Annotated in this window: 25 protein-coding genes; 19 read left to right on the top strand and 6 right to left on the bottom strand. The window is 73.7% G+C overall.

Annotation, left to right across the window (positions count from 1 at the left end):
• Positions 1-206 precede the first annotated feature (206 nt).
• The 10 genes from ABTY61_RS20205 (at position 207) to ABTY61_RS20160 (ending at position 9,005) form a co-directional block, all read left to right on the top strand.
• Complete coding sequence (locus ABTY61_RS20205) at positions 207-938, top strand: riboflavin synthase (protein WP_350506381.1); 732 nt, start codon at positions 207-209, stop codon at positions 936-938.
• Entirely contained in the window at positions 935-1,582 is a 648-nt protein-coding gene (locus ABTY61_RS20200) for a nicotinamide mononucleotide transporter family protein (RefSeq protein WP_350506380.1), read from the top strand. The genes ABTY61_RS20205 and ABTY61_RS20200 overlap by 4 nt, the downstream gene beginning before the upstream one ends.
• On the top strand, positions 1,579-2,862 hold the full coding sequence (locus ABTY61_RS20195; RefSeq protein WP_350506379.1) for a bifunctional 3,4-dihydroxy-2-butanone-4-phosphate synthase/GTP cyclohydrolase II: 1,284 nt from the start codon (positions 1,579-1,581) through the stop codon (positions 2,860-2,862). Before ABTY61_RS20200 ends, ABTY61_RS20195 begins: the two co-directional genes overlap by 4 nt.
• 61 nt (positions 2,863-2,923) lie before the next feature.
• Positions 2,924-3,397, top strand: a complete 474-nt coding sequence (ribH, locus tag ABTY61_RS20190) for a 6,7-dimethyl-8-ribityllumazine synthase (RefSeq protein WP_350506378.1) — start codon at positions 2,924-2,926, stop codon at positions 3,395-3,397.
• A 135-nt stretch (positions 3,398-3,532) separates the two neighbouring features.
• The gene (locus tag ABTY61_RS20185) at positions 3,533-3,805 is read left to right on the top strand and encodes a phosphoribosyl-ATP diphosphatase (RefSeq protein ID WP_030279806.1); all 273 of its coding nucleotides are present in this window, start codon (positions 3,533-3,535) and stop codon (positions 3,803-3,805) included.
• 47 nt (positions 3,806-3,852) lie between these two features.
• Positions 3,853-4,701, top strand: a complete 849-nt coding sequence (gene hisG / locus ABTY61_RS20180; RefSeq protein WP_350506377.1) for an ATP phosphoribosyltransferase — start codon at positions 3,853-3,855, stop codon at positions 4,699-4,701.
• A gap of 133 nt (positions 4,702-4,834) precedes the next feature.
• A complete protein-coding gene (locus ABTY61_RS20175) occupies positions 4,835-5,275 on the top strand; it encodes a PH domain-containing protein (RefSeq protein ID WP_350506376.1) in 441 nt (146 codons plus the stop codon).
• A gap of 251 nt (positions 5,276-5,526) precedes the next feature.
• The gene (locus ABTY61_RS20170; protein WP_350506375.1) at positions 5,527-6,870 is read left to right on the top strand and encodes a hemolysin family protein; all 1,344 of its coding nucleotides are present in this window, start codon (positions 5,527-5,529) and stop codon (positions 6,868-6,870) included.
• Positions 6,867-7,913, top strand: coding sequence for a hemolysin family protein (locus ABTY61_RS20165; RefSeq protein ID WP_350506374.1), 1,047 nt, complete (start codon positions 6,867-6,869; stop codon positions 7,911-7,913). The genes ABTY61_RS20170 and ABTY61_RS20165 overlap by 4 nt, the downstream gene beginning before the upstream one ends.
• A gap of 105 nt (positions 7,914-8,018) precedes the next feature.
• Entirely contained in the window at positions 8,019-9,005 is a 987-nt protein-coding gene (locus ABTY61_RS20160) for an NAD-dependent epimerase/dehydratase family protein (RefSeq protein WP_350506373.1), read from the top strand.
• 43 nt (positions 9,006-9,048) lie between these two features.
• Here the strand turns inward: ABTY61_RS20160 and ABTY61_RS20155 are convergent, their stop codons facing one another.
• Positions 9,049-11,052: an AAA family ATPase gene (locus ABTY61_RS20155; protein WP_350506504.1), complete on the bottom strand. Its 2,004-nt coding sequence runs from the start codon at positions 11,050-11,052 to the stop codon at positions 9,049-9,051.
• 389 nt (positions 11,053-11,441) lie between these two features.
• The gene (locus ABTY61_RS20150) at positions 11,442-12,062 is read right to left on the bottom strand and encodes a uridine kinase family protein (protein WP_350506503.1); all 621 of its coding nucleotides are present in this window, start codon (positions 12,060-12,062) and stop codon (positions 11,442-11,444) included.
• A 265-nt stretch (positions 12,063-12,327) separates the two neighbouring features.
• Here ABTY61_RS20150 and ABTY61_RS20145 point away from each other — a divergent pair, with 265 nt between their 5' ends.
• Positions 12,328-13,491 carry an acyl-CoA dehydrogenase family protein gene (locus tag ABTY61_RS20145; protein WP_350506372.1) on the top strand — a complete coding sequence of 388 codons (1,164 nt, stop codon included), beginning with the start codon at positions 12,328-12,330 and terminating at the stop codon, positions 13,489-13,491.
• Positions 13,492-13,628: 137 nt separating this feature from the next.
• On the opposite strand, the gene ABTY61_RS20140 is transcribed toward ABTY61_RS20145, so the two are convergent.
• A complete protein-coding gene (locus ABTY61_RS20140; protein ID WP_350506371.1) occupies positions 13,629-14,126 on the bottom strand; it encodes a hypothetical protein in 498 nt (165 codons plus the stop codon).
• A 231-nt stretch (positions 14,127-14,357) separates the two neighbouring features.
• On the opposite strand from ABTY61_RS20140, the gene ABTY61_RS20135 reads away from it, so the two are divergent.
• The 5 genes from ABTY61_RS20135 to fxsA all read left to right on the top strand — a co-directional run bounded on the left by ABTY61_RS20135 (position 14,358) and on the right by fxsA (position 19,319).
• Positions 14,358-14,798, top strand: coding sequence for an Lrp/AsnC family transcriptional regulator (locus tag ABTY61_RS20135; RefSeq protein ID WP_280685078.1), 441 nt, complete (start codon positions 14,358-14,360; stop codon positions 14,796-14,798).
• Between the two features lie 31 nt (positions 14,799-14,829).
• A complete protein-coding gene (locus ABTY61_RS20130; protein WP_350506370.1) occupies positions 14,830-16,437 on the top strand; it encodes an amidohydrolase in 1,608 nt (535 codons plus the stop codon).
• A 42-nt stretch (positions 16,438-16,479) separates the two neighbouring features.
• Positions 16,480-16,932 (top strand): N-acetyltransferase, encoded by a 453-nt coding sequence (locus tag ABTY61_RS20125; protein WP_350506369.1) that lies wholly within the window; start codon positions 16,480-16,482, stop codon positions 16,930-16,932.
• A gap of 112 nt (positions 16,933-17,044) precedes the next feature.
• A complete protein-coding gene (gene lnt, locus ABTY61_RS20120; RefSeq protein WP_350506502.1) occupies positions 17,045-18,685 on the top strand; it encodes an apolipoprotein N-acyltransferase in 1,641 nt (546 codons plus the stop codon).
• Positions 18,686-18,740: 55 nt separating this feature from the next.
• Positions 18,741-19,319 carry an FxsA family membrane protein gene (fxsA, locus tag ABTY61_RS20115; protein ID WP_350506368.1) on the top strand — a complete coding sequence of 193 codons (579 nt, stop codon included), beginning with the start codon at positions 18,741-18,743 and terminating at the stop codon, positions 19,317-19,319.
• A gap of 117 nt (positions 19,320-19,436) precedes the next feature.
• Here the strand turns inward: fxsA and ABTY61_RS20110 are convergent, their stop codons facing one another.
• From ABTY61_RS20110 to ABTY61_RS20100, 3 genes are all read right to left on the bottom strand, one after another.
• Entirely contained in the window at positions 19,437-19,811 is a 375-nt protein-coding gene (locus tag ABTY61_RS20110; RefSeq protein WP_350506367.1) for an RNA polymerase-binding protein RbpA, read from the bottom strand.
• 277 nt (positions 19,812-20,088) lie between these two features.
• Entirely contained in the window at positions 20,089-21,699 is a 1,611-nt protein-coding gene (locus tag ABTY61_RS20105; protein WP_350506366.1) for a hypothetical protein, read from the bottom strand.
• Between the two features lie 112 nt (positions 21,700-21,811).
• Positions 21,812-22,006 (bottom strand): hypothetical protein, encoded by a 195-nt coding sequence (locus ABTY61_RS20100; protein ID WP_097238968.1) that lies wholly within the window; start codon positions 22,004-22,006, stop codon positions 21,812-21,814.
• A 401-nt stretch (positions 22,007-22,407) separates the two neighbouring features.
• Here ABTY61_RS20100 and ABTY61_RS20095 point away from each other — a divergent pair, with 401 nt between their 5' ends.
• Genes ABTY61_RS20095 through ABTY61_RS20085 form a run of 3 tightly spaced genes read left to right on the top strand, consistent with a single transcriptional unit; the run spans position 22,408 to position 24,443 of the window.
• The gene (locus tag ABTY61_RS20095; protein ID WP_350506365.1) at positions 22,408-22,800 is read left to right on the top strand and encodes an ankyrin repeat domain-containing protein; all 393 of its coding nucleotides are present in this window, start codon (positions 22,408-22,410) and stop codon (positions 22,798-22,800) included.
• Between the two features lie 24 nt (positions 22,801-22,824).
• Positions 22,825-23,340 carry a GNAT family N-acetyltransferase gene (locus ABTY61_RS20090; RefSeq protein WP_350506364.1) on the top strand — a complete coding sequence of 172 codons (516 nt, stop codon included), beginning with the start codon at positions 22,825-22,827 and terminating at the stop codon, positions 23,338-23,340.
• 29 nt (positions 23,341-23,369) lie between these two features.
• A complete protein-coding gene (locus tag ABTY61_RS20085) occupies positions 23,370-24,443 on the top strand; it encodes a serine hydrolase domain-containing protein (RefSeq protein WP_350506363.1) in 1,074 nt (357 codons plus the stop codon).
• Positions 24,444-24,529 lie beyond the last annotated feature (86 nt).

The raw sequence follows: 24,529 nt of genomic DNA, 5'->3' as shown, positions 1-24,529 counted from the left end.
GCAGTACCCGTGGTCCATCACGAACCGGACCGGGCCACGGTCAGGTGAACGGCGGGAGAGGTGTCTCCCGGGTCGGGCGAGCGATCTCCCGACGGCTCCGGCATCCCGGCGACGGGTCGTGTCGACAGCCCTGTGCACCGTTGCCCGTCCGTGTCATCTCCCTCTGCCGCCCCGGAGTCCGCGCCCCAAGCGCGAGGAGAACCCGGGTGTTCACCGGCATCATCGAAGAGCTCGGCGAGGTCGTGTCGATCGAGGAGATCGGCGACTCCTCGCGCATTCGCCTGCGTGGCCCGGTGGTTCGTGCCGGCGCGCGTCACGGGGACTCCATCGCGGTCAACGGCGTCTGTCTGACCGTGGTCGACAGCGCCGAGGAACTGGCGGCCGAGACGGCCGAGTTCAGCGCCGACGTGATGGCCGAGACGCTGCACCGTTCCAGCCTGGGCGAGTTGAAGCCCGGCTCCCCGGTCAACCTGGAGCGCGCGATGGCGCTCGGCGCCCGGCTCGGCGGACACCTGGTCCAGGGCCATGTCGACGCCACCGGGCGGCTGTTGAGCCGTGAGCCCGGCGAGCGGGACGCGGCCGGCAACCTGCGCTGGGAGGTGCTGCGCTTCTCGCTGCCGGATTCCATCTCCCGCTACCTGGTGGAGAAGGGCTCGATCACGGTCGACGGCGTCAGCCTCACCGTGGTGGAGGCGGCCCGCGACAGCTTCACCGTCAGCCTCATCCCGGCCACCCTGGCGCTGACCACGCTCGGCGCGAAGACCCTCGGCGAGAGCGTCAACCTGGAGGTGGACGTACTCGCCAAGTACGTGGAGCGGCTGCTCGAATCGCGCACCCTTCCGAACCTGCCGAACGCCGCACAGACCACGCACACCGCGGACACCGCGGACAGCACCCACACCGCACACACCACGCACAGCACGGGGGACGACGAATGAGCTGGCTCAGCGGAGAGGCGTTCACCGTCCTCGGTGAACACGTGAAGTGGGCCGACATGATCGGCAACCTGCTCGGCTTCGGCGGCCTGGCACTCGGCTGGCGCCGCTCGGTGTGGAGCTGGCCGGTCCAACTCCTGTCCGGCGCCGTCCTGATCGCCGCCTACCTCGGGGGCCACGTCCCCGGCTTGATCGGCAAGCAGCTGATCGTCATCGTCACCGCCGCCTGGGGCTGGTCGCAGTGGCGGCGCGGGCGCAGCGACACCGGCACGATCTCCGTCCGGTTCGCCACCTGGCCCGAGCGGATCGCGCTGGTGGCCGGCACCGCGGTCGGCACCGTCGCGCTGGCGTCGCTGTTCAGCGCCTACCCCAGCCTGTCCTGGAGCCCCTGGTCGGACGCCTACATCTTCGTCGGCACGCTCGCCGCGATGGTCGCCCAGGCGCGCGGCTGGCTGGAGTTCTGGTTCGCCTGGATCGCGGTCGACGTGGTCGGCGTCCCGCTCGCCTTCAACAGCGGCTACACCTTCTCCGGCCTCACCTACTCCGTCTACTTCGTCCTGGTGCTGCTCGGCCTGCGTTCCTGGTGGCTGAGCACCCGTGAGCCGCGAGCCACGTCCTCCAACGTCCCGCAGGGAGTCACGGCATGACCGAGAACCAGACCCAGCCCGGCGCCCGGCCCGGCAGCGACGGTGACGAGCTCGTCCTCGACCCGGTCGAGCGGGCGATCGCCGACATCGCGGTCGGCCGCGCGGTGATCGTGGTCGACGACGAGGACCGCGAGAACGAGGGCGACATCGTCTTCGCCGCCTCCGCCGCGACCCCCGAGCTGATGGCCTTCACCATCCGCTACAGCTCCGGCGTGATCTGCGCCCCGATGACCGGGGAGGAGCTGGACCGCCTCAAGCTCCCGCCGATGACCCAGGTCAACGAGGACCGCAAGGGCACCGCGTACACCGTCTCGGTGGACGCCCGCGAGGGGGTGGACACCGGCATCTCCGCCGCCGACCGCGCCCGGACGGTCCGGCTGCTCTCCTCGCCCGGCACCGAGCCCGGGGACCTCACCCGGCCCGGTCACGTCTTCCCGCTGCGCGCCGTCGAGGGCGGCGTGCTGGTCCGCCCCGGGCACACCGAGGCCGCCGTCGACCTGGCCCGGCTGGCCGGGCTGGCGCCGGCCGGTGCGATCGCCGAGGTGGTCAACGACGACGGCACCATGGCCCGGCTGCCCGAGCTGGTCGCCTTCGCCCGCGAGCACGGTCTGGCGATCATCTCCATCGAGGACCTGATCGCCTACCGCCGCCGCACCGAGCTGCACGTCGACCGGGCCGCCACCACCGGCCTGCCCACCGTGCACGGCGAGTTCACCGCCGTCGGCTACCAGGGCACGATCGACGGCGTCGAGCACATCGCGCTGGTGGCCGGCGGCCTCGGGGCCGACGGCCGGCTGCCGGACGGCGAGGACGTGCTGGTGCGGGTGCACTCCGAGTGCCTGACCGGCGACGTCTTCGGCTCGCTGCGCTGCGATTGCGGTCCGCAGTTGGAGGCCTCGCTCCAGCGGGTCGCCGAGGCCGGCCGCGGCGTGGTGCTCTACCTGCGCGGCCACGAGGGCCGGGGGATCGGCCTGGCCCACAAGCTGCGCGCGTACGAGCTGCAGGAGCAGGGCCGCGACACCGTCGACGCCAACCTGGACCTGGGCCTGCCCGCCGACGCCCGCGACTACAGCATCGCGGCGCAGATGCTGGTGGACCTCGGCGTCCGCTCGCTCACCCTGCTGACCAACAACCCGCAGAAGCTGACCGCGCTCACCGACCACGGCCTCAAGGTCAAGGGGCGCGAGGCGGTCGAGATCGCGCCCGGCGAGCACAACCTGCGCTACCTGCGCACCAAGCGCGACCGGATGGGCCACGACCTGCCCGGCCTCGGCTCCTGATCGACCCGCTGAACCACCCGCCGAACACCCGAACCCCCCACCAAGGACAGGAAGTAGCGACATGAGCGGCCACGGAGCCCCCGAGCTGACCATCGACGGCGCCGCCGACCTCAAGGTCGCGGTCATCGCCGCCCAGTGGCACGACAAGGTGATGAACGGCCTGCTGGACGGCGCCCACCGGGCGCTCAAGGAGCTGGGCGTCGCCGAGCCGACCGTGCTGCGCGTGCCCGGCACCTTCGAACTGCCGGTCGCCGCCAAGCGCCTCGCCGACCGCGGCTACGACGCCGTGATCGCCCTCGGCGTGGTGATCCGCGGCGGTACCCCGCACTTCGACTACGTCTGCCAGGCGGCCACCTCCGGCCTCACCCAGGTCAGCGTGGACACCGGCGTCCCGGTCGGCTTCGGCGTGCTGACCTGCGACAACGAGGAGCAGGCGCTCGACCGGGCCGGCCTGCCGGGCTCCGCCGAGGACAAGGGCCACGAGGCCGTCACGGCCGCCGTCGCCACCGCCGTCGCGCTGCGCGACGCGCGCTGACCGCAGGCCCGTCCTCCTGCCCGACGCCCGCCGACCGCAGGCCCCACGGTCCCGGACCGTGGACGTCCATCGGACTGTCCACGGTCCGGGACCGTTTACCGTCCGTCCGCCCGCACGCCGTAAGGTGGCCCCATCATGGCTTCGAAGACATTCGAGGAGCTCTTCGCCGAGCTCCAGCAGAAGGCCGCCACCGGCGACCCCTCGTCCTCCCGTACCGCCCAGCTCGTCCAGCAGGGCGTCCATTCGATCGGCAAGAAGGTCGTCGAGGAGGCCGCCGAGGTCTGGATGGCCGCCGAGTTCCAGTCGGACGAGCAGACGGCCGAGGAGATCTCGCAGCTCCTCTACCACCTTCAGGTGATGATGATCGCCCGTGGGCTGACGCTCGACGACGTCTACAAGTACCTCTAACCGCTCCCGACAGCACCCCTCCCCGACAGGTAAGGAACCGACTTCCCATGCTGCGCATCGCCGTCCCCAACAAGGGTTCGCTCTCGGGTCCCGCGGCGGAGATGCTCCATGAGGCCGGCTACCGCCAGCGGAAGGACCCGAAGGAGCTCGTCCTCGTCGACCCGAACAACGAGGTCGAGTTCTTCTTCCTCCGCCCGCGCGACATCGCCGTCTACGTCGGCTCCGGCCGCCTCGACGTCGGCATCACCGGCCGCGACCTGCTGCTGGACTCGCACTCCAACGCGGAGGAGGTGCTCGCCCTCGGCTTCGCCGGGTCGACCTTCCGCTTCGCCCGCCCCGAGGGCGTGGACGTCAAGGACGTGAAGGGCCTGGAGGGGCTGCGGATCGCGACCTCCTACACCGGCCTGGTCGAGCAGCACCTGGCCGACCACGGCGTGACGGCGACGGTCACCAAGCTGGACGGCGCGGTCGAGACCGCGGTGCAGCTGGGCGTGGCCGACGTGATCGCCGACGTGGTGGAGACCGGCACCAGCCTGCGCAACGCCGGCCTGGAGGTCTTCGGCGAGCCGATCCTGGTCTCGGACTCCGTGGTGATCCGCCCCAAGGGCGCGGGCGAGGACGCCCGGGTCGAGCAGTTCCTGCGCCGGCTGCAGGGCGTGCTGGTGGCCCGCCGCTACGTGCTGATGGACTACGACATCCGGGCCGAGAAGGTCGGCGCCGCCGTGGCGCTCACCCCCGGCCTGGAGTCGCCGACCGTCTCCCCGCTGCACACCGAGGGCTGGGTGGCCGTCCGGTCGATGGTGCTGCGCAAGGAGGCCCAGCAGATCATGGACGACCTGTGGGGCATCGGCGCCCGGGCGATCCTGGTCACCAACATCCACGCCTGCCGCCTCTGACCCGCCGCACGCCGCTGACCTGCGTGCACGGCGAAGAGTAAAGAACGGTTCAATGGGGCGGGGACGCCGACCGGCGCGTCCCCGCCCTCGTGCTGTCGCGACCGTCGCAACCCAGAACCACCGGAGACCCCACGTGTCCACGCCGCCCGTCGAGTTCCCCGTCACCTGGGCGCCCCGCCGTACCCGCGCGGTGCTGCTGCCGGTCTGCGCCATGCTCGTGGCGCTGTTCGTGGTGCTGGCGGTGCTGCTCCCCGCGAACTGGCAGCTCAACGACCGGATCATGATGGTCGCCAGCGGCGTGCTGTTCGCCGCGGTGGGCCTGATGCTGGCCCGCCCCCGGGTGAGCGCCGACGCCGAGGGTGTGACGGTGGTCAACTTCGTCCGCAGCCGCCGGCTGTCCTGGCCGGAGATCGTCCGGGTCAACTTCCGCCAGGGCGACCCGTGGGCCACCCTCGACCTCGCCGACGGCACCTCGCTCGCGGCGGTCGGCATCCAGTCCGGCGTCGGCAAGGACCAGGCGATCGCGGACGCCCGCGCCCTGCGCGACCTGGTCGAACACCACGCCCAGGTGTGACAGCGGCCGGCGTGGAGGGCCCGTCGGCGGACCGGTGAGCCGACGGCTCCCGCGGGTCCGAACACAGCTCCGACCGCCGGGCCGATATGGTCTACGCTGGTAAAAGCGGGGCAAAACTTCGGCCCCGCCGGTCCGACCCCAGAACGACCTGCACCGAAACGACCTGAGGAGTGACTCTCCCCCTCGATGGACGATCCGTCCGGTAGTACCCGCGCCGCCTCGCTTCCGACTTCCGGAAGGCAGGCGGCACTGTGATCACCGCCTGGCTGCTGTTGCTCGCCGCTCTGCTCCTGATCCTCGCCAACGGCCTCTTCGTGGCCGCCGAATTCGCCTTCGTGACCGCCGACCGGGGCGCGGTGGAACGTTCCGCCGAGACCGGCGACGCCAAGTCCCGCCGGGTCTCCCGGGCGCTGCGGCACCTCTCGTTCGAACTCTCCGGCGCCCAGCTGGGCATCACCGTCACCTCGCTGGTGGTCGGCATGCTCGCGGAGCCGGCCATGTCGACCCTGCTCCAGCCCGTGATGTCGGGCATCGGGGTGCCGGACTCGGCCGCCCGCGGCGTCGCCGTGGTGGTCGGCATGGTGCTGGCCACCGTCGTGCAGATGGTGATCGGCGAGCTGGTCCCGAAGAACTGGGCGATCTCCCGCCCGCTCCAGGTGGCCCGCGCGGTCGCCGCCCCGCACATGGCCTTCTCCTTCGTCTGCCGCCCGCTGATCAGCTTCCTGAACGGCGCCGCGGACCGCACCGTCCGCGCCTTCGGCATCGAGCCGCAGGAGGAGCTGGACCACGCCCGCACCCCGGCCGAGCTGGTCTCGCTGGCCCGGCACTCGGCCAGGGCCGGCGCGATAGACGAGGAGTCGGCGACCCTGTTCGTCCGCACCCTCGGCCTCGGCGACCTCACCGCCGAGTCGGTGATGACCCCGCGGATCGACGTCGCCGCCCTCCAGCGCGACGCCACCGCCTCCGACGTCATCAACCTGACCCGGGCCACCGGCCTGTCCCGCTTCCCGGTCTACACCGACACCGTGGACGAGATCACCGGCATCGTGACGCTCAAGGACGCCCTCGCCGTCCCGGCCGCCCGCCGCGGCCTGGTCCGGGTCGCCGAGCTGGCGTCGCCGCCGCTGCTGGTGCCCGAGACCCTGCCCGCCGAGCGGCTGCTCGACCAGCTGCGCCGCCTCCAGCCGATGGCCATCGTGGTCGACGAGTACGGCGGCACCGCCGGTGTCGTCACCGTCGAGGACATCGTCGAGGAGATCGTCGGCGAGGTGCAGGACGAGCACGACCCGGCCGACCACCCCGACCTGCTCGCGCTGCCGGCCGTCGACGGCCTGCCCGCCTGGGAGGCCGACGGCCGCGCCCGGCTCGACCAGCTGGAGGCGATCGGCCTGAACGCCCCGGACGGCCCGTACGAGACCCTGGCCGGCCTGGTATCCGACCTGCTCGGCAAGCTGCCCGAGGTGGGCGAGCAGGCCGCACTGCCCGGCTGGCGGTTCACCGTGACCGGCGTCGACCGGCACCGCACCAGCCAGGTCCGGGTGGAGCGCACCGGCGCGCCCGGCCTGTTCGGCGAGAGCGGGGAGGACGTCCGATGACCGTCCTCCAACTCGCCGTCGCCGTACTGCTCCTGCTCGGCAACGCCTTCTTCGTCGGCGCCGAGTTCGCCGTCGTCTCGGTCCGACGCAGCCAGATCGAGCCGCTCGCCGAGGCCGGGCACAAGCGCGCCCGCACCGTGCTGCACGCGCTGTCCAACGTCTCCGCGATGCTGGCCGCCGCCCAACTCGGCATCACGGTCTGCTCGCTGGGCCTCGGCGCGCTCGCCGAGCCGACCATCGCCTCGCTGCTGGAGGGCCCGTTCCACGCGATCGGCGTCCCGTCCGGCCTGATGCACCCGCTCTCGTACGGGATCTCGCTGGCCGTCGTGGTCTTCCTGCACATGGTGATGGGCGAGATGGTGCCGAAGAACATGGCGATGGCCGGTCCGGAGCGGGCCGCGCTGCTGCTCGGCCCGCCGCTGGACCGGCTGGCCCGCTGGCTCGCGCCGGTGATCCGGGCGCTCAACGCCTGCGCCAACGGCGTGCTGCGGCTGTTCCGGGTCGAGGCCAAGGACGAGGTCGAGTCGGTGTTCACCACCGAGCAGCTGATGTACCTGCTGGTCGACTCCCGGGACGCCGGCCTGCTCGACGAGGACCGCCAGGAGCGCCTGGAGGACGCCCTGGAGCTCGGTCGCCGCCCGGTCGCCGAGGTCCTGCTGCGGCCCGAGCAGTTGGTCACCGTGGACCCGAAGGCGACCGCCGCCGAGGTCGAGGAGCTCGCCCTGCGCACCGGCTTCTCGCGCTTCCCGGTCACCGACGGGGACCCGGCCGGCCACGGCTACCTGGGCTACCTCCACCTGAAGGACATCCTCGACGTGGACGACCCGTCGGCGCCCGTCCCGGCCCGGCTGTGGCGGCCGATCACGGTGCTGCGCGGCAGCCTCCCGCTGGACGACGCCCTCGGCGCGATGCGCCGGGCCACCTGCCACCTGGCCGCGGTGCTGGACCAGGACGGCCGCACGATGGGCGTGGTGATGCTGGAGGACGTCCTGGAGGAACTGGTCGGCGAGATGCACGACCCGGACCACCGGACGACCGCCTAGCCACTGGAAGACCCCCGTTCGCCGACGGCGTGTCCGCCGAGGGCGATTCTGCCCGCAGCAGGCAACGGTTCCCAGGCCGACCACCCTCGGAGGAGGGTGGTCGGCATGAGACTCCTGCTGCTGGGTGGAACGAAGTTCGTCGGACGGGCCGTCGCCGAGGAGGCACTGGCCAGGGGGTGGGAGGTGACGGCCCTCAACCGCGGCACGCAGCCCGCGCCCGAGGGCGTCCGGGTGCTGCTGGGCGACCGCACCGCCGAGGACGGCCTGGCCGCGCTCGGCACGGGGGAGTGGGACGCCGTGGTGGACACCTGGTCCTGGGCCCCGGCTGCCGTGCGCGACAGCGCCCGGCGGCTGAACGGCCGGGTCGGCCACTACGCGTACGTCTCCAGCCGCTCGGTGTACGACTACCCGCTGCGCGCCGGGGCCGACGAGACGGCACCGGTGGTCGACTCCGCACCGGACCTGACCGGCGAGGTGGGCTACGCCGAGGCCAAGCGCGGCGCCGAACTGGCCCTGGAGGCGGAGTACGCCGGGCGCGCCCTGCTGATCCGCGCCGGACTGATCCTCGGCCCGTACGAGAACATCGGCCGACTGCCCTGGTGGCTCAACCGGATCGCCCGTGGCGGCCCGGTGCTCGCCCCCGGACCGCGCGACCTGCCCCTGCAGTACATCGACGGCCGCGACCTCGCCGGGTGGACCCTGGACGCGGTGGCGGCCCGGCTGAGCGGCCCCTACAACGTGGTCAGCCCGGCCGGCCACACCACCATGGGCAGGCTGCTGGAGGCCTGCGTCCGGACCACCGGCTCGGACGCCGAGCTGCGCTGGACCGACCCGGAGCGGATCACGGCGGCCGGCGTGGAGCCGTGGACGGAGCTGCCGATCTGGCTGGCGCCCGGCGAGCTCTACGACTTCCTGCACGGCGCCTCGGTCGCCCGCGCCGTCGACACCGGGCTGCGCTGCCGCCCGGTCGCCGAGACGGTCGAGGACACCTGGGCCTGGCTGCGGTCGATCGGCGGCGAGGCCCCGCAGCGCGCCGACCGGCCGGACGTCGGGCTCGACCCCGAGCGCGAGGCGAGGCTGCTCGAGGGCTGAGGCCCGCCAGGGGAGCCGGTCGTCAGCCCCGGCAGAGGGCGGCTCAGCCCCGGCCGTCGATCAGCTCCCCGTACGCCTGCACCAGGTCCGGCAGTCGCAGCGTCGCCAGGTCCTCGCGGCCCGGCGGCTCACGCAGCAGCGAAAGCCGCAGGTCCCGGTAGGCGCAGGACTTCTCGTACAGGGTGCGGATGAACCGGCCGTTGCCCAACTCGTCGATCCAGCCCTCGCGCACCACGTGGACGCAGATGCTGGCCAGCTCCTCGGCCGCATCCTCGTCCCAGCCGTCGCCGTCCCGGCCGGCCAGGGCGGCGCCGATCGCGGTCAGCTCGTTCGGCCGGTAGCTGGGGAAGTCGACCCGGGTGGTGAAGCGGGAGTTGAGGCCGGGGTTGGTGGCGAGCAGCCGGTTCATCCCCTCGGGGTAGCCGGCCAGGATCACCACCAGCCGGTCCCGGTTGTCCTCGGCCCGCTTGAGCAGCACCTGGAGCGCCTCGTCGCCGTACGCGTCGCCCTTGGTGTAGCCGGAGTTGGAGAGGCTGTACGCCTCGTCGATGAACAGCACGCCGTCCAGCGCGGAGTCGATCAGCTCGTTCGCCTTGACGGCGGTCTGGCCGAGGAACTCGCCCACCAGGTCGGCTCGTTGGGCCTCCACCAGGTGGTCGCCGGAGAGCAGGCCGAGGGCGTGGAAGACCCGGCCGAGGATCCGCGCCACGGTGGTCTTGCCGGTGCCGGACGGGCCGGAGAAGACGAAGTGCCGCTTCGGCGGCTGAACCGGCAGCCCCTGCTCGGCCCGCAGCCGGGACATTCTCAACTGGGCTGACAGCGCCCGGACTTGGCGCTTGACCGGCTCCAGGCCCACCATCAGCGAGAGTTCGGCCAGGGCTGCGTCCAACTCCCTTTCACCGCCGGTGATCTGGGGAGTCGGAGCGGCAGCGGTCCGGGGCTGGGCCTCGCCGCGCACCGGCAGTGGCGGAGGCGGCGCGGCGGGGCCGGCCGGGGTGCCCGAGCCGGAACGTTCGCCGGCCGTCTGCGGCGCGCCGTCCGCGGGGGCGGTGTCCGGGGCCGGCCCGGCGAGCGGGCCGTCCACCAGCGTCGCGTCCACCGAGGGCCCGCCGCCGGCCGGGGCGGCTCCGGCGCCGGTGCCGAACTCGGCGTCGTAGAGCGGGCTTTCGGTGTAACCGGGGTCCTCCTGGTAGCCCGTCTCAGCGCCCGGCCCGGCCCCGTCCACGCCCACACCGTCGAGTCCGGCCCCGTCCACGCCCACACCGTCGAGTCCGGCCCCGTCGAGTCCAGCCCCGTCGAGCCCGCCCGAGCGCCCGTCCGCCAGCAGCCCGTCCGCGAGCCCGTCCTCCGCCGAGATCGCCGCCAACCGGGCCGAGGTGTCCATGAAGGCCGGATCCGCCCGGTGCACCGCCCGGTACAGCGGCAGCGCCGCGGCACTGCGCCCGGCCCCCTCGTAGGCCCGGGCCAGCCAGTACCGCAGTTCCTTGCGCTGCGGCTGCTCGGAGCGGCAGCGGGCCAGTGAGGCGGCCAGCGGGCCCTGCGCCTGGGCGCACATGTCCAGCCGCACCCGGGCCATGCCGGCGAAGAGCCCGGCCTCGATGCCCAGCAGCGGGTCGTCCAGCAGCCGGTCGGTGTCCCGGATCAACTGCTCCCAGTCCTTGAGCAGGTAGGACCGGCAGGCGTACAGGAACTGCGCGGACGGATCCTCGCTGGGCGCCGGGCACTGCTCCAACGCCCGGTCCAGCTCGGCCAGATGGCGGCCGTCCAGCCAGTGCGAGGCGTGCGCCAGCGCGAGGTCGCGGGCGTCCTCCAGTACCGGCTGGACCCACCAGCCCAGCCAGTACCAGGAACTGAGCGGGCGGCGGTGCAGCCTGCGCTGCTCGCCGAAGCGGGCCTGGTTGCGGTACATGGCGAGCAGGGCCGCCGAGGTGTCGCTGCGCAGGGCGTGCAGGCCGAGCCAGGCGTCGGCCATGCCGGGGTCCAGTCGGACGGCCGCCCGGAACTCCTCCTCGGCCCGGGCGTAGGCGCCGGCCGTGTAGGCGTCCATGGCCCGCAGCCAGGCCCGGTCGGCGAGCCGGTCCGGGCCGCCCGCCGTGCTGTCGGAACTGTCCACCGTCGTCACTCACGCCCCCCGCGGTGTGGCCCGGGGGTCGGCCGGCGGATCGCCCGTGCGCAGCCGGGCCGGTGGTCGTCGAGCCCCCGGGGCGCAAATGCGCCTACCGGGAATCGTACCGGCGCGGGGCTGATCCGGAAGGGTGCCGCACAGGGTCAAATGCGATCGCGCACACGGTGGTTGAGCGGCCCGATGGCCGAAACACCGCTGACCGGGCGGGCTGGGGGAGGGGACCGGACGACGCCCCCGGCTCACGGGGGAACAAGCCGGGGGCGCCGGGTCCGAAGCCGCCGGGACGGTGGGTGCCGACGACTGAGGAGAACCTAAATCCTGGTGATGTCGCAGGTCAAGGGGTTAGTTGAAGGTTCACCGACGGTGCTCGGCGCGATCCGTCCGGTCACCCCGTCGACCCTCGTGGCGGCGTGCGGACGGCTCGGGTCGGCGGCGAAGTGCGCCGTCTCCGCGCGGGCCCAACCCGCCCAGAAAGCGGCGAGTTCCGGCCCGTCCCGCTCCTCGCCGCGCCGACGGGCCGCGGCGGCGTCCAGCTCCATCCAGATCACCCGGGCCAGCCACGGCCGCACCTCCCGGCGCCCGGCCCCGACGCCCTCCACCAGCACCACCGGCGCGAGCGGCACCCGGGCGGTGCCCGTGAAGCGGCGCAGCGTCCAGTCGTACACCCGGTGCTCGGCGTCCCGGCCGGCCGCCAGCGGCTCCAGCACCTGCCGGCGCAGCCGACCGGTCCAGCCGAAGAGCTCGGTGTGGGTGGCCAGGTCGTCGAGGTGGACCACCGGTGCCCCGCCGAGCGCCGCCGCCAGCCGCCCGGCGAAGGTCGTCTTGCCGGAGCCCGCGTGCCCGTCCACCGCGACCAGCCGCACCGGCCCGCAGGACGGCGGCAGCTCCCGCAGCTCCGCAGCCAGCCCGGCCACCGCGTCGCGCCCGGTCAGCGGGTCGACCGGAGCCGGCGGACGGGGGGCGGAGACGGTTTCGGATGCAGCCACAACGTCAACCCTACGGTGCCGTAGCCCACCACTGCGGACAGATGATCTGTGCAGGTCGTGACGGCAGCGCGGGTTTCGGGCATACTCGCCTTCGCTACGCCTGTGAACGGCCGTTCACCGCAACCCGGTGCCGGTCGGGCCGACCTGCCACACCCGCGCCGGACCACCCGCCACCCGGGGCCGGCGCCCGATCGAGGAGGCGACCCTCGCCATGACCCCGTCCCCCGTGAAAGCCGTGGAGCGCCAGCTGCCCAGCGAGGAGGCCCGCGAGCTGCTGAGCCTCACCCGGGACCTGGTCCAGCGCGAGCTCCAGCCGCGCGCGGCGGAGGACGAGGCCGCGGACCGCTTCCCCCGGGAGGTCTTCCGCACCCTCGGCGAGGCCGGCCTGCTCTCGCTCCCGTACGGCGAGGAGTACGGCGGCGGCGAGCAGCCCTACGAGGTGTACCTCCAGGTGCTCGAGGAGCTCGCGGCCGGCTGGCTCGCGGTCGGCCTCGGGGTCAGCGTCCACACCCTGTCCTGCCACGCGCTGGCCACCTTCGGCAGCGACGAGCAGCGCGCCAAGTGGCTGCCCGGCATGCTCTCCGGCGAGCAGCTCGGCGCCTACTGCCTCTCCGAGCCGCAGTCCGGCTCGGACGCGGCGGCCCTGCGCACCCGCGCCGACCTCGACGGGGACGAGTACGTCGTCAACGGCACCAAGGCGTGGATCACCCACGGCGGCCAGGCCGACTTCTACAGCGCCCTGGTGCGCACCGGCGTCGACGGCCCCAAGGGCATCAGCTGCCTGCTCGTCCCCGGCGGACAGCAGGGCCTGTCGGCTGCGCCGCCGGAGCACAAGATGGGCATGCGCTCCTCGCCCACCGCCCAGCTGCACTTCGACGGCGCCCGGGTGGCCCGCGAGCGGCTGATCGGCGAGGAGGGCCAGGGCTTCCAGATCGCGCTCGCCGCGCTGGACTCCGGCCGCCTCGGCATCGCCGCCTGCGCGATCGGCGTCGCCCAGGCCGCGCTCGACCTCGCGGTCGACTACGCGCGCACCCGGCGCCAGTTCGGCCGCCCGATCGCCGACTTCCAGGGCCTGTCCTTCATGCTCGCCGACATGGCCACCCAGATCGAGGCCGGGCGCTCGCTCTACCTCGCCGCCGCGCGGCTGCGCGACGCGGGCCGGCCGTTCTCCAAGGAGGCGGCGATGGCCAAGCTGTTCTGCACCGACACCGTGATGCGGGTGACCACCGACGCCGTCCAGGTGCTGGGCGGCTACGGCTACACCCAGGACTTCCCGGCCGAGCGCTACATGCGCGAGGCCAAGGTGCTGCAGATCGTCGAGGGCACCAACCAGATCCAGCGCCTGGTGATCGGCCGCCACCTCACCAAGGGCTGAGCCGAGGTCCGGCACGAGGTCCGGCACGAGGGCAGGAGCCCTCCCCGATACGGCCCCCGGCCGTCACTCCAGGGTGCGGAGTGACAGCCGGGGGCGATTCTCTGACTGGACGTCAACTCATCGGCGCGAGACGGGAGTCAGCGCCGTGCGAGCCGTCGGCGCTGCTCCGGGATGGTGGCGAGCGGGACGGCCGCGGTGATCGGCCGCACGGCCTTGGCCGGAGCGGCGGCGGCGCCCGCACTGCGCACCGGGCGGTGCACCGGCGCGTGCGAGAACGGCTGGGTGCGCCAGTCGAGTCCGCTCGGGAGCTTGAACAGCGCCTCGAACCCGGTCGGTTCCTCGTCCTCCGGGGTCTCGACCTCGGCCAGGTCGTCGGTCGGGGCGCCCGAGCCGGGGCAGATCGCGGGGGCGAAGGGGTTCCAGGCGGTGGGCAGCAGCGCGTGCTGCGGCAGCCGCTCCTCGTCCGCCACCAGGGCGATCGGACGACGGCACTCGGGGCAGTGGACCCGGAAGATGTCCCAGGTCTCGGCCTCGCCGGGGTCGTTACCCGGCGCGTGGTCGGCCGCGAGGCCGTCGCGGCCGGTCGGATCGTCGGTCTCGTCGACGGCCAGCACACGCTGGTCAGTAGCAGGCATGGGGATCCCCCTAGGATCGGGCCCGGCGTGGTCGCTCTGGGGCCACAACCAGCACTTCCCTCCGACTCGGGCTCATAACCCTGCGGAGTTGTGCACCGTGATGCACCGGGTGTGTCCTTGGCCACACCGCCCGCCACATTCACCCGGCACATGCCCGCATGACACCTGGGCTACCACCCCGTGCAACCACCGTGCGCCCCCCGTGCCCCCGACCGGGTAGGTTTGCCGACTGTGGAGGATCTAGACCAACGCATCGTCCAGCTGCTCCTGGAGGACGGCCGGATGAGCTACACGGACCTGGGCAAGGCCACCGGCCTGTCCACCTCGGCGGTGCACCAGCGGGTGCGCCGCCTCGAACAGCGCGGGGTGATCCGCGGCTACACCGTGATCATCGACCCCGACGCCGTCGACCTGGCGCTGACCGCGTTCATCTCGGTCAAGCCCTTCGACCCAAGCGCCCCGGACGACACCCCGGAGAGACTGGCCGGCCTGCCCGAGATCGAGGCCTGTCACAGCGTCGCCGGCGACGAGAACTACATCCTCAAGGTGCGGGTCGGCGCCCCCGGCGACCTGGAGGACCTGCTGGCCCGCATCCGCAGCGCCGCCGGCGTCTCCACCCGCACCACCGTGGTGCTCTCCACCCCGTACGAGGCCCGACCCCCGAAGCTCTGAGGCCGAACCGACGGGGTGCAGACTTAGCCGCATGACCGAACGCACCTCCCGGACCGTCCTGCTGCGCGGCGGCGCCGTCTACAGCCCCGCCGACCCCTTCGCCACCGCGATGCTCGTGGAAGGCGGGCAGATCGCCTGGGTCGGCAGCGACGGCGCCGCCGAGGCGTACGCCGCGACCGCCGACGAGATCGTCGAGCTGGACGGCGCCCTGGTCACCCCCGCCTTCGTCGACGCCCACGTGCACGCCACCGCCACCGGCCTGGCGCTCACCGGCCTCGACCTCACCGGCAGCCCCTCGCTGGCCGCCGCCCTGGCCGCCGTCACCGCCTTCGTCGAGGCGCAGCCGGAGACCGGCGGAGTGCTGATCGGCCACGGCTGGGACGAGACCGGCTGGCCCGAGGGCCGCCCGCCCGCACTCGCCGAACTCGACGCGGCCGCCCGGGGCGCCGCGCTCTACCTCTCCCGCACCGACGTGCACTCCGCGCTCGCCACCACGGCGCTGCGCACCCTCACCGAGGGCCTCGCCGAGCGCCCCGGCCACCACGCCGACGGCCCGCTCACCAAGGACGCCCACCACGCCGTCCGGCGGACCGCGCTGGCGCACCTCACCCCCGAGCAGCGCCGTCGCGCCCAGCGCGCCACCCTGGCCCGCGCCGCCGAACTCGGCATCGGCGCCCTGCACGAGTGCGCCGGCCCGGAGATCTCCGCCGAGGCCGACCTGGCCGCCCTGCTGGAGCTGGCCGCGGAGGGCGAGGGCCCGGAGGTCTTCGGCTACTGGGGCGAGCTGGGCGGCATCGGGACCGCCCGCCGGCTCGGCGCGGTGGGCGCCGGCGGCGACCTCTTCGTGGACGGCGCGCTCGGCTCGCACACCGCCTGCCTGCACGCCTCCTACGCCGACGCAGAGCACACCGGCACCGCCTACCTGACCGCCGGGCAGGTGGCCGACCACGTCGCCGCCTGCACCGAGGCCGGGCTGCAGGCCGGCTTCCACGCGATCGGCGACGCGGCGCTCGCCGCCGTCATCGAGGGCGTGCGCACGGCCGGCGAGCGGGTCGGCACCGACCGGGTCAAGGCGCTGCGCCACCGCGTCGAGCACGCCGAGGCCCTGGACGACAAGGCCATCGCGGCCTTCGCCGAACTCGGCCTGACCGCCTCCGTCCAGCCCGCCTTCGACGCCGCCTGGGGCGGCCCGGACGGCATGTACGCGCAGCGCCTGGGCGCCGAGCGGGCGGCCGGCCTCAACCCGTACGCCGCGCTGCTGCGGGCCGGCGTCCCGCTGGCCTTCGGCTCGGACGCCCCGGTCACCCCGCTCGACCCCTGGGGCACCGTGCGCGCCGCGGCCTTCCACCGGACGCTGGAGCACCGGATCTCGGTCCGCGCCGCCTTCACCGCCCACACCCGGGGCGGCTGGCGCGCGATCGGCCGCGACCACGACGGCGTGCTGGTGCCCGGCGCGGTCGCCAACTACGCGCTCTGGGCCGCCGACGAGCTGGTCGTCCAGGCCCCGGACTCCCGGGTGGCGGGCTGGTCCACCGACCCGCGCTCCGGCACCCCCGGCCTGCCCGACCTCACCCCTGGCCGCGAACTCCCGGTCTGCCTGCGGACGGTGGTCCGCGGCCGCACCGTGTACGAGCGGTAATTCGGATGAGCGGCGGGCGATCGCCCTCGTAGGGTGCGGGCCATGGCCGAACTCGTCCCCGCCGACTTCACCGTCCCGCGCGAGCTGCTCGCCCCGGAGTTCCGTCTGGAGCCCCTGGGCGAGCAGCACAACGCCTCCGACCACGCCGCCTGGACGGGCAGCATCGCGCACATCCGCGCCACCCCCGGCTGGGCCGGCCGCGGCTGGCCGCCCGCCGACGGCATGCCCCCGGCGGACAACCTCGCCGACCTGCGCCGGCACGCCGCCGACTTCGAGGCCCGCCGCGGCTTCACCTACACCGTCCTGGAGCCGGACCGGGACGAGGTGATCGGCTGCGTGTACATCTACCCGGACCGCGAGGACCCGTCCGTGGTCTCGGTCAGCTCCTGGGTCCGCGCCGACCGCGCCGAGCTGGACACCCTGCTGTACCGCGCGGTCTCCGCCTGGCTCACCGACCACTGGCCGCTGGGGCGCTTCCGCTACGCGGAGCGCTGATCCGCCCAGGACGGGCCCAGCACCCTGACCTCACGCGCCCTCGACGTTCCGGGGTACCTTCTTCGCACAGCGTCCGAACAGCAAGCCCCAGGAAGATGGTGCGCCGGTGGCCATGCCCGTCACCCAGGAGCGGTCCGGGACCGCTCCCGAGCCACAGGAACCGGCCCCGGCCCCCGGCCGCCTGGCCCGCGCGCTCGCCAAGGTCCGGGCCGGCCTGCCGCGCACCGGCCTCGCCGCGCTGTCCGGCCTGCTGCTCGCCTTCGCCTTTCCGCCGTACGACCTGTGGCCGCTGTCGCTGCTGGGCGTCGCCGCGCTGTCGCTGCTCACCCGCGGCCGCACCTTCCGCCAGGGCGCCTGGACGGGCTTCGCCTTCGGCTTCCCGTTCTTCCTGATGCTGCTCAGCTGGCTGCGGGTGGTCGGCTGGGACGCCACGGTCGGCCTGTCGGTCGTCGAGGCGCTGTTCCTGGCCCTGCTCGGCGGGGCGCTGGCGCTCACCTCCCGGCTGCCCGGCTGGGCGCTCTGGGCGGCCGCCCTGTGGGTCACCCAGGAGTGGGCGCGCGACCGGCTGCCGCTCGGCGGCTTCCCCTGGGGGCGGCTGGCCTTCGCCAACACCGCGACCCCGTACACCCCGCTGGCCTCCCTCGGCGGTGCACCGCTGGTGACCTTCGCCGTCGCCCTGTCCGGCACCCTGCTCGCCTGGGCGGCGCTGCGCCTGCGCGGGCCGGGCCGGGCCCCGAAGGCCGCCGCCCTCGCGGCGCTCGGCGCGGTGGCCACGCTGCTGGTCGGTTACCTCGTCCCGGTGCCCACCGCCGCGGCCGACACCGTGAAGGTCGCCATCGTCCAGGGCAACGTGCCCAACCCGGGCATGGACTTCCTGGGCCGTCCGATGATGGTGCTCAACAACCACGCCTCGGCCACCGAGCGCCTCGCCGCGGACGTCCAGGCCGGCAAGGTCCCGCGCCCCGACGTGGTGATCTGGCCGGAGAACTCCTCCGACCTGGACCCGTTCAGCGACCCGCTGGCCCGCCGGCGCATCGACGAGGCGGTCAAGGCGGTCGGCGTGCCCACCCTGGTCGGCACCCTGGTGGACGGCCCGGACGCGCAGCACGTCCAGAACGAGGGCATCGTCTGGGACCCGGTCACCGGCCCCGGCGCCTCCTACACCAAGCAGCACCCCGTCCCGTTCGGCGAGTACGTGCCGTTCCGCGCCCAGCTGATGAAGGTGGTCACCCGGCTCCAGCGGGTCGCCCGCGACTTCTACCCGGGCGACCACAACGGCGTGATGCAGCTCGGACCGGCGAAGATCGGCGACGTGATCTGCTTCGAGGTGGCGTACGACGAGATCGTCCGGGACACCGTGGACAGCGGCGCCCGCGTCCTGGTGGTCCAGACCAACAACGCGACCTACGCCGAGACCGGCCAGCCCGAGCAGCAGCTGGCGATGAGCCGGCTGCGCGCGGTCGAGCACGGCCGGGCCGTGCTGATCGCCGCCACCAGCGGCATCAGCGCCGTGATCGCCCCGGACGGCACCGTCGAGCAGCGCACCGCCGAGCTGACCCCGGCCGAGCTGTCCGCCACCGTCCCGCTGCGCGACGGCACCACGGTGGCCGACCGGGTCGGCGCCCTCCCGGAGTGGACGCTGGCCGTCGGCGGCCTGCTGGCCTGCGGCGCCGCCCTGCTGGTCGGCCGTCGCCGGAAGCCGGCGGGCGGAACACCGGCCGCCGGGGAATCGTTGGACCAGGTGGTGCCGTAGCCGGCCCGGACCTCCCGTGCGGCGCGCCATGCACCGCTTGGAGTGGATTCGTACCGTGACCCAGCAAGCTACCCCGACCCGTCCGGTTCCGCGCGGAAGGCTCCGCCGGGTGCTGCCGCTGGTGATCGCCGCCTGGCTGGTGCTGGAGATCTGGCTGCTGGTGCTGGTGGGTTCGTGGCTGGGCGGCTTCGCCGTCCTGTTGCTGCTCATCGCCGGCGGGCTGATCGGCGGCTCGCTGATCAAGCGGGCCGGCCTGAAGGCGCTGTCGGCTGCGATCGAGCAGAGCAAGAACCCGCAGTCCCAGCAGCCGCAGACCGGCACCAGCATGACCGTGCTGGCCGGGCTGCTGCTGATCATCCCCGGCTTCCTGTCCGACCTGGTCGCCCTGACGCTGCTGTTCCCGCCGACCCGCGCGCTGTGGCGGGTGGCCGGCCGCAAGGTCGCGGACAAGGCGATCCGCAGCACCTCCACCGTGGGCACCGACGCGTTCGCGGACGCGATGCGGCTGCAGGAGCAGCTGCGCATCCACCGCCCGGACGGCAAGGTCGTCCAGGGCGAGGTGGTCGACCCGGAGGCCGGTCCGCGCGGCCCGCAGGGCCCGGACACCACCTACCGGCCGCCGATCAACGGCTGACCCCGGCGGCTTCCCCCCGGCCCGTAACCTCCCCCTGCCCCCCGGACAACGCGAAAGGGACCCTGGTGACCAGGGTCCCTTTTCGCGTCCTCCCGCTCGTGGCGGGAGCGAGATGTGTCAGGCGCTCTTGCGGGTGTCCCGCGGGTGCACCGCGAGGTTCATCCCGCCGGAGCGGAGCACGGCCAGCCGTTCGGCCAGCACCTCCTCCAGTTCCTCGCGCGTCCGGCGCTCCATCAGCATGTCCCAATGGGTGCGCGTGGGCTTGGTCTTCTTCTCCTCAGGCTCGTCACCGTCGAGGAGAACCGCCTCCTGGCCGCAGAAGCGGCATTCCCAGGCCTGAGGGATCTCTGCCTCGACCGAGAAAGGAACCTCGAATCGGTGTCCGTTCTGACATGCGTACTCGACGGTCTGGCGGGGAGCCAGATCGATACCACGGTCGGTCTCGTAGCTAGTGGCCCCGAGTCGCGTGCCGCGGAGAGCTCGCTCGCTCATGAATCGTGCCTCCCGGGCTTATGGCCCACAGGACTAGTGGTCGCTGTTCTTCGTCGTTCGGTCAACGCTCGGCTTCCGACGAAGATTCCCGTCCGGGGACATGCGTCGTCTGTCGTGCCGCCCCTGTTTGTACCCACCGTCGCCCGATTTGTCACATCTGGCCGGTGATGTCACTCCAGGTGTCACCTATTTCACATCTGGTGATCGTGCGGACTTTCTGTGACGAGCGTACCGGGAGGGGATTCCGCGGCGCCCGCCGCCCCCGCTTCCCGCGCGGTCAGGAGATCGGTCGGGAACGGATCATCGGCTCGGTCTTGCCCAGGTCGACCGGCCGGCCGGGCGGGGCGTCGGCCGGGAGCACCGGGGGGTGGTCCGGGCGGGGCGGGGTGTCGGAGGCGGGTTCGGTCCGGCTGTCGCGATGCGGCAGCAGGGCGATCACCGCGTCCCGCAGCTGGGCCGGGGCGTCCTCGTCCAGCGGGTCGACGGTGGCTGGCACCTGGAGCCGGACCGGGGCCCCGTTGCCGATCCGGGCGTAGCCGCGGCCGACCGGGGCCAGGGCGGCGGGCACGATGTCCAGCGGCGCGCCGAGCGCGGCGTGGCCCTCCTCGGGCCCGGCCGGGCCGAGCAGCACCCGGGCCCGGGTGGTGGCCCGGACGGTCGGGGTGATCCGGTCCCGGGCCTCGACGTCGTCCGCGATCACCACGGTGACCCGGGCGGCCCGGCCGTGCCGCAGCGGCAGTTCCAGCAGCTCCTGAGGGTCGGGGCGGCCCTCGGCGTGGGCGAGCTCGCCCAGCTCGGTCGGGTGGTCCAGCAGCAGCCACAGCGGCCGGGTGAGGTCCTCGGGAAGGGCGGCGCCGCTGTGCCGGGCGGCGTTCAGTGCGGCGAGCCGGCGCTCGGTCTCCCGGGCGGCCCACTCCAGCGCGGCCAGCGCGCCGTGCAGGCTGGTCTCCACGGTGTGCACGCCGGGCCGGTTGACCAGGCAGGCGTGCTCCCCGGTGCCGGCGCCGTCCACCACTACCAGGTCGCCGTACGGGAGCGCCTGGAGCGCGATCGAGCGGATCAGGCTGGAGGTGCCGTAGCCGGCGACGCCGAGGGCCAGCAGGTGCGGCTCGGAGGAGCGCGGGCCGGTGCGCCAGATCACCGGGGGCTGCTGGGCGGTGGCCCCGCCCTGGAGGACCGGGATGGTGCGGGCGGTGCCGTCCTCGTCGGTGAAGCCGAGCACGATCTCGCCGGGGGCCGCGACGAAGCGCTGGGCGGCGATGTCGGTGGGCAGCGGGGCCAGTGCGGTGATCCGCAGCCGGTTGGACTCCTCGTCCCAGTCGAAGCGGTACTCCCGGGCCCGCCCGGCCTTGCCCTGGACGACCTGCTCGATCCGGGCCCGGGCGGTGGGCTCGGTGTCGGTGAAGTACGCGGGGTAGCTGAGCTCCAGCCGGGAGAGCCGGCCCTCGCCGTCGAACTCCCAGGAGCCGAAGGCGCTCTTGTAGCTGCCCTCGAAGTGGTACAGCGGGTTGGCGTCCTCGGGGCCGCACAGGTAGGGCGTGAGCGCCGAGTAGAGCGCGCTGAGCTTGACGTCGGCGACGTCGGGCGCCGGCGGGGCGGGGGCCGCCTTGGGGGCGCGGCCGGCCCAGGCGGCGCTGGCCATCAGGGCGATCAGCGCGAACAGCAGTCCGTGCGGCAGCAGGTAGATCCCGATCAGCATGGCGGCGGACAGGAACAGCGTGGGCCCGCGGCGCTCCTTCGGGGTGGCCTGCCAGCGGCCCTTGGCCCAGCCGGCGTGGTGGCGCAGCCCGCGGCCGATGACGGTGAGCGGGGCGAACATGTCGGTGGCGTGGTCCCCGGCGGTTCGGGCGATCTCGCGGCCCTTGCTGAGATGGCGGTGGAGCGGCATTCCTTGACTCCCCGGACGAGTGGGACGGGTGGGGTGAGGGGGGACTGCTCGTGGTACGACGGGGCCCGGGGCGGTGGGATCCGCGCCCGGGCCGGTGGGGGAGTGGCGGCGCCTAGAACCGAATGCCGCCGAGCAGGCTGGCCAGGCTGGCGCCGCCGGCGGTGATGCTGGGGGCGATCGAGGAACCGGCGACGTAGAAGCCGAAGAGGGCGCAGACGATGGCGTGCGAGACCTTTAGTCCGTCCCTGCGGAAGAACAGAAAGGCGATGGTGCCGAACAGAACGATGCCGGAAATCGAGAGGATCACTTCTGCTCCTCGGGGAGGGGGACGGGGGACAGTGTTACCGAAAGTGCCCTAATCGTGACAAAAAGTAATAGATGATGGAACGGTGCAAACGGGTGGTTCTGCCGTTCAATGCCGTCCTGTGGGCCGGACGGCGGTGTGCGAACCGGCCGGGGTGAGGGCCTGGAGTCGCATGGAAGCCGGGTGGAATCGGTGCGGCGAGGCATTCCCGGGGGCTGGGCGGGAAGTTTCCGGGGGGTCCCGGAAGTTCGCTCGAATGGCGGCGAGACCCGCGTCGCCGCACGTCGTACCGCGCTCCGGGGGTGGTGGGGCCGTCCGGATTCCGGACGCCCGCTGGTCCGGCGGCGGCACCGGCCGCTACGGTGCGGTACGCACCAGCCCTCCCTCAGGAAAGGCAGTCCGCCATGACCGATGCCCCCGACGCCGAGGTGATCGCGCTCGCCGGGAAGCTCTTCGACGCCGCCCGAGCCGGCGACACCGCCACCCTGGCCACCGCGCTCGACGCGGGCGTCTCCGCGGACCTCACCAACGGCAGCGGCGACACCCTCGTCATGCTGGCCGCCTACCACGGCCACGCGGCCACCGTCGAGGCCCTGCTCCAGCGCGGCGCCGACCCGAACCGCGCCAACGACAAGGGGCAGACCCCGCTCGCCGGGGCCGTCTTCAAGGGCGGCGGGGACGTCGTCGACGCCCTGCTGGCCGGCGGCGCCGACCCGAAGGCGGGCGTTCCCTCCGCCGTCGACGCCGCCGCGATGTTCGGCAAGGCCGAGCTGCTCGCCCGGTTCGAGGGTCGCTAGCGGCGGGTCGTAGGCTTTTCAACCATGGAGAGCACCGCCGTCCAGGCCACCAGCACCGTCGAGTTCCGCATCACCGGGTACGCCCACCCCGACGCGCAGGCCCTGTCGGCGGAGGTGCAGCAGGAGTACGTCCGCCGCTACGGCGACCCGGACGAGACGGTGATGCACGCCGAGGACTTCGAGGCGCCGGCCGGCCTGTTCATGATCGCCTACCTGGACGGCCGTCCGGTCGCCTGCGGCGGCTGGCGGGCCAAGCAGGCCGGTCCGGACGGGCTGCGCGACGGCGACGCCGAGCTCAAGCGGATGTTCGTGGTCCCCGGGGCCCGCGGCAGGGGCCTGGCCCGGGCGGTGCTGCACCGCCTGGAGGAGACCGCCGTCGAGGCCGGTCGCACCCGCCTGATCCTGGAGACCGGCACCGAGCAGCCCGAGGCCATCGCGCTGTACGGCTCCGAGGGCTACACGGCGATCCGCAAGTTCGGCATCTACAAGGACCACCCGCTGAGCATCTGCCTCGGCAAGGAGCTCCCGGCGGCGGTCTGAGCGGCGGGCGCGCCGGGTAGACACCCCTGGTGAGCCACCGAGCACCCGAAGCGGAACACCTCCCCGCGCTGGCCGCGCCGGGCGGGGAGCTGGACCGGCTGGTCCGGGAGGGCGCGCGCACCGTGGGCGCGGGCGCCGTCTGGGCCGTCGGCGACGCCGGGGGAACGCTCGGCGGCGGCAGCCACGGCACGCTCGGGCAGGGCCGGTACGCGCGGCTCGTCCCCGGGCCGGACACCCGGTACGACCTCGCCAGCCTCACCAAGGTCGTGGCCCTCTGGCCCTGCGCCGGAGTGCTGTGGCAGTCCGGGCGGCTGCCGCTGGACGAACCGCTCGGCCGCTGGTGGCCGCCCGCCGCCGGTCGGCCGGTCGGCGCGGTGACGGTCCGTCAACTCCTCGCCCACACCGCCGGAATGCTCCCGTACACCCGCTTCGAGCAGCTCTACGGCCGGGAGCGGTCCGCGATCCGGGCCGGGGTGCTCGCCGCCCCGCTGCACCGCGCGCCGGGGGCGGCGGTGGAGTACACCGACCGCGCCGCCGTGCTGCTCGGCTACCTGGTCGAGGACCTCGGCGGTGCGCCGCTGGACGCGCTCGCCGCGCGCTGGACCTGGCGGCCGCTCGGCATGGCCGACACCCGCTACGGGCCGCTCGGTGCGGCCGAAGCCGCCCGCACCGCGCCCACCGAGTACCACGAGCCGTCCGGCGCCCACCTGTGCGGTGTCGTGCACGACCCGTCCGCCCGGCTGCTCGGCGGCGTCTCCGGCAACGCCGGCGCCTTCTCCACCGCCCGCGACCTCGCCCGCTTCCTCGCCGCCGTGCTCGCCCCGCCGGCCGGACTCCCCTGGGGCGGGCCGTGGATCACCGAATCGCTGCGTGAGCAGACCGGCGGCCTGGCCCCCGCGCGCGGCCTGTCCTGGCTGTTCGCGGCCGGTACCGACCCGGCCGAGGGCACCTTCGTCCACTACGGCTTCACCGGCACCGGCTGCTGGGTCTCCCGCCGGCAGGGCCGCTGGGCCCTGCTGCTCACCAACAAGGTGCACTACGACCGGACCGTCCAGCCGCTGACCGACCTGCGCAACGCCTTCCGGCGGGCGGTCTTCGGATAGCCGTTGTCCGGGGCGGCACCCGATCGGGTGGATTAGGTACGAACGGCCTTCGGCACGGCGGTGATTGCGGCAGAGTGGCCGCGACG

This window comes from Kitasatospora sp. NPDC096128, assembly GCF_040303105.1.
Taxonomy (GTDB): Bacteria; Actinomycetota; Actinomycetes; order Streptomycetales; family Streptomycetaceae; genus Kitasatospora.
Note: the sequence above shows the minus strand (reverse complement) of the source record. Positions and strands in the feature narration are given on the sequence as shown.

Excerpts from the sequence above, each read along its gene's own strand:
- ABTY61_RS20200 (WP_350506380.1), top strand. The coding sequence starts at position 935 with ATGAGCTGGCTCAGCGGAGAGGCGTTCACCGTCCTCGGTGAACACGTG.
- ABTY61_RS20195 (WP_350506379.1), top strand. The coding sequence starts at position 1,579 with ATGACCGAGAACCAGACCCAGCCCGGCGCCCGGCCCGGCAGCGACGGT.
- ribH (WP_350506378.1), top strand. The coding sequence starts at position 2,924 with ATGAGCGGCCACGGAGCCCCCGAGCTGACCATCGACGGCGCCGCCGAC.
- ABTY61_RS20185 (WP_030279806.1), top strand. The coding sequence starts at position 3,533 with ATGGCTTCGAAGACATTCGAGGAGCTCTTCGCCGAGCTCCAGCAGAAG.
- hisG (WP_350506377.1), top strand. The coding sequence starts at position 3,853 with ATGCTGCGCATCGCCGTCCCCAACAAGGGTTCGCTCTCGGGTCCCGCG.
- ABTY61_RS20165 (WP_350506374.1), top strand. The coding sequence starts at position 6,867 with ATGACCGTCCTCCAACTCGCCGTCGCCGTACTGCTCCTGCTCGGCAAC.
- ABTY61_RS20160 (WP_350506373.1), top strand. The coding sequence starts at position 8,019 with ATGAGACTCCTGCTGCTGGGTGGAACGAAGTTCGTCGGACGGGCCGTC.
- ABTY61_RS20155 (WP_350506504.1), bottom strand. The coding sequence starts at position 11,052 with ATGGACGCCTACACGGCCGGCGCCTACGCCCGGGCCGAGGAGGAGTTC.
- ABTY61_RS20145 (WP_350506372.1), top strand. The coding sequence starts at position 12,328 with ATGACCCCGTCCCCCGTGAAAGCCGTGGAGCGCCAGCTGCCCAGCGAG.
- ABTY61_RS20140 (WP_350506371.1), bottom strand. The coding sequence starts at position 14,126 with ATGCCTGCTACTGACCAGCGTGTGCTGGCCGTCGACGAGACCGACGAT.
- ABTY61_RS20130 (WP_350506370.1), top strand. The coding sequence starts at position 14,830 with ATGACCGAACGCACCTCCCGGACCGTCCTGCTGCGCGGCGGCGCCGTC.
- ABTY61_RS20125 (WP_350506369.1), top strand. The coding sequence starts at position 16,480 with ATGGCCGAACTCGTCCCCGCCGACTTCACCGTCCCGCGCGAGCTGCTC.
- lnt (WP_350506502.1), top strand. The coding sequence starts at position 17,045 with ATGCCCGTCACCCAGGAGCGGTCCGGGACCGCTCCCGAGCCACAGGAA.
- ABTY61_RS20110 (WP_350506367.1), bottom strand. The coding sequence starts at position 19,811 with ATGAGCGAGCGAGCTCTCCGCGGCACGCGACTCGGGGCCACTAGCTAC.
- ABTY61_RS20105 (WP_350506366.1), bottom strand. The coding sequence starts at position 21,699 with ATGCCGCTCCACCGCCATCTCAGCAAGGGCCGCGAGATCGCCCGAACC.
- ABTY61_RS20095 (WP_350506365.1), top strand. The coding sequence starts at position 22,408 with ATGACCGATGCCCCCGACGCCGAGGTGATCGCGCTCGCCGGGAAGCTC.
- ABTY61_RS20090 (WP_350506364.1), top strand. The coding sequence starts at position 22,825 with ATGGAGAGCACCGCCGTCCAGGCCACCAGCACCGTCGAGTTCCGCATC.